We start from the raw sequence: 3649 nt of genomic DNA, 5'->3' as shown, positions 1-3649 counted from the left end.
CCTGCCCGGCATCGTTAAAGACCAGCACGGTCGAACTCGTCGTCCCCTGATCAATTGCCAGAACGTACCCCTTGTCCATATCGCCCTCAGCGAATCTGTCAATGGGAATGGAGAATAAGCGAGATGCCGGCTTTCATGCTATACAGGATCAAGCCTGGCCGTCACCGAATTGAACCAAAATGAGCGCAACCACAGAAGCAAGCCCCATGAGCAATAACTGTCGAAACAATATTAAAACTATAACCTGGCCAGTTCCTGCGAATCGGCACCCGAGATCCGTGCAATCCAGTTCCCGTCATAGACAGGCGATTGCTTTACTCTCCCTAAGTGCTAGGGCTGCGGCGGCAGCCACGTCCACAAAAATATAACGCCTGCTGCATGCCGTCATTATAACAAAGAGGATTACCGGTGCTGTCAGGGACGATTTTTAACCGATGGCATGCCGATCGGATACTCCGCACTGGCCAGGGCACGCCATTTCAAACCATACCGCGCCTTGCTCTGCGCCATGCTGCATACACGCGCCGGGCGCAATATACCACATAATTCTTCGTGGTAATGCCCGCCAGGACATTTTTTCAGATGACAAGGACCGGTATCATTTCTCTTCGCTGGTTGACAAAATGGAACGATTGCGACGGGAGATCCTGAATCAAGTTTCCTGACCCCACAGATACCCTAGGAAATGGCCGTGCCGTCTGCGGAACTGGCCATTTAGGCCAGTCGTTCCCGGCAAAAGCCTCTCCAGCGGCCGACGCCAAAAGAGCAAAGGCAAGCATCAGCCCCACCAGACTCCCCGATACCCGCCAGGGATCAAACCACCGGAGATGTTCAATCGTCCTGATTCCTTGCGCATAGGTTCACCTTTTCTCCTCTGTTAACCATGGAACTCCGGCCGATTTTTCTCTGCACATCAATGACTACACGTGGCTCTCCCAAGCCAGGCACGGGATCGCCACCAACGCAGTTTCAGAATACATTTTGTACAGACCTATTGTTCCCCCCGGAACCGCATGCCTGTCAATTAAAAAGCAACCATTATTTTCTTGCATGCATAGAAAAATACATCAATAATGTTTCAAGTCTAATGTTTTGAATCCAACAAACTTGGGCCATTCCCTAACTCTCATCGCATACCCTGCAAGCTGAAACTCATCATGGCCACCTGTCTTACTTAAAACCCAAGGAGAACCACCCCATGAGCAAATCCACCGTCTTCGCCAACGGCCAGGGCATCTCCAACAGCCGTAGCGGCGCCGTCGCCATCAGCGCCCCGGATGTCTGTTTGACCCCGGCGGGCAGTTCCCTGGTGCCGGTGCCCTACACCAACGTCGCCCGCTCCGCCACCCTCGTCGACGGCAGCAAGACCGTCAAGCTCAACGACGGCATGGCCGCCATCGACGGCTGTTGCTACTGCACCAGCACCGGCGACCAGCCGGGCAGCGGCCGGGGCGTCGCCTCCGGCACCGTCGGCGACCAGGCCGAGTTCATCAACACCTCCTTCGACGTTCGCATGGAAGGCCGGGGCGTCGGCCGCAACCGCGACCCCATGACCCAGAACCACCGCAATACCATCGGCGTCAACCGGGATTCCGCCCTGCCGCCGCCGGCCCATTGGGTGAATGCGGATTGTGAGGAGACGACCTTTCGGGTCAAGCTGGTGGAGTATATGCACTGGGACGACTTCGATGAGGAGTCCCTGCAATTCACCCTCGGTCATCAGGACAATACCCCCATCCAGGACCAGGAATTCCAGATCCTGATGCCCGACGGCAGCGTGGAGCAGGTCAAGACCGATGAGAACGGCCTTGTCCAACTCGAAAACCAGGACCCCATCAGCACCTACGAGGTTCTGTACGCACCGGAAAGCGCCGACCTGAACAACAGCCAGTACCTGTTTTACAATCGCATCGTCCTCCTGGCGCGGCGGCAGGCCCGCTGAATGAATGAACCGGCAAAAAAAGGATGGCAACCATGACCGAGAACAACCCGGATCAGAAAAAACCCAAGGCCGAGCAGAACGACCCCAAAGGCCCCGTCATCGAATCCTGCAAGGGCGATCTGCTGTGCGGCGGCATCCATGTCGTCAGCGTTTACCGCCCCTCCGTCATCGTCGATGCCCACATGCACATCCAAAGCGGCAACTGCGCCACTCTGCCCTTTATCTGGGATGTCCCGCCGACGCCCATCAAACAGATCAGCGCCGGCATGGGAGTCAACCGCTGGGTGGTGGAATGGCCGGGCCGCATCGTCACCTACGGCCTGGACCTATTGTGCGAACCCTTCATGGCCCCCGGTCGCGCCGTGGCGCGAGAACTGAGCGACAAACCGGCCGATCCCGATGAAGGATTCTTCCGTACCTCCCCCATACGGCAGCTGCTCAATATCCAGGAAAAACCCACGCCGAGAATCGTCGCGGAATTAATGAGGGAAAGGGAGACCGTCTACCAGAAATATTTCAAAACCCGGCCGGAATACGCCCCCCTGTCTCACCTAGCGCTCACCTCCGTGGTCATGACCATGGACATGGAATACGCCCATCTCGACGGCTACTTCGGCCTCAAAATCTACAACGCCATTTATGCCGACGAGGATCTTCAAAAGGACCCCAAGCGGTACTGGTATCCCAAACACGGCTTCTGGCGCCAGGTCTGGAATGGTCGCACCGAGACCTATGAACTTATCGAAGAGGAACCGTCCGCGGACCCCGGGCAAGGTCGCACCGAGACACAGTTTGAAGAGTACAAAAAAACGACCAAGGATTTCGGTATTCGGGGAACCTATCGCGCCGCCGACGGCCAAAACCGGACCATGCGCATTCAGGCCGCGGCCGTTGTCACGCCCGAGAGGGAGACGAAGCGTTATGAGCGCTGGCAAAAACAGTTGCAATATACCGAGCAGGCCATGCTGGAGCATCCGCTGAAACTGCTGCCCATGTTCCACTACGATCCCCGGCGCTGGCAGCTGCATCCCAACGGCAATCAGGAGGTGTACGACAAGGTCGGAGAAAAGGGCCTGTACCTGGGTTTCAAGATGTACACCGCCCAAGGCTACCGGCCCTGGGATATCCGCCGACTGCCGACTCTGGAGGATTTTTACGCCCAATGCGCCAGGCAGGCCACGCCCATTCTCAATCACTGCACCCCCAAGGGCGCGGCCACGGTGGAAAAGGAGCTGTACTACGACTTCGTACATCCCAACGACACGGCGGAAGATCAGCGGGATAAAGATTGCTCTCGCGACGCTGTCACCCCAAAATCGTCGGTCATCCAACTGCAGGCGACTTACGGATATGTCCCCAACTACAGCAAGGCGACCAAGCAGGCCTATTTCAACGAACACTTCGTCTCCCCCAAGGCCTGGCGCAAAGTTCTGGAGGGCAAAGCCAAGGGCCAATCCCTCGGACAACTGCACCTGTGCCTGGCCCATTTCGGCGGCCCTACGGAGTTGGGGCTGGAGTGGAGCGAACAGACCATCGAGATGATGAGGGAATTCCCCAACCTTTATGCCGACATCTCCTCGTCGTTTGCCAGCGGCTCCTTTCGCAGACATTTCAAAAAACTGATACAGCAGCACACGCACCGGGATCTTCTGCGTCAACGCATCCTGTTCGGCACCGACTGGTATCTGACCCTGCTGTACACCAAGC

Annotated in this window: 2 protein-coding genes; both read left to right on the top strand. The window is 56.9% G+C overall.

All coding sequences use genetic code 11. The annotated features are described in order from the left end of the window. The first annotated feature begins 1198 nt into the window (after positions 1-1198). Positions 1199-1942 carry a DUF4150 domain-containing protein gene (locus tag JQN68_RS13210; RefSeq protein ID WP_225073591.1) on the top strand — a complete coding sequence of 248 codons (744 nt, stop codon included), beginning with the start codon at positions 1199-1201 and terminating at the stop codon, positions 1940-1942. 32 nt (positions 1943-1974) lie between these two features. Beyond that, the coding region (locus JQN68_RS13205; RefSeq protein ID WP_249621238.1) for an amidohydrolase family protein at positions 1975-3649 on the top strand (1675 nt) is incomplete at its 3' end.

Origin of the sequence: Desulfuromonas sp. CSMB_57 (assembly GCF_020194955.2) — a bacterium.
Lineage (GTDB): Bacteria > Desulfobacterota > Desulfuromonadia > Desulfuromonadales > Syntrophotaleaceae > JAFCIY02.
Note: the sequence above shows the minus strand (reverse complement) of the source record. Positions and strands in the feature narration are given on the sequence as shown.

What these genes read in the sequence shown, in the direction of transcription:
- JQN68_RS13210 (WP_225073591.1), top strand. Translation starts at nt 1,199, where the DNA reads ATGAGCAAATCCACCGTCTTCGCCAACGGCCAGGGCATCTCCAACAGC.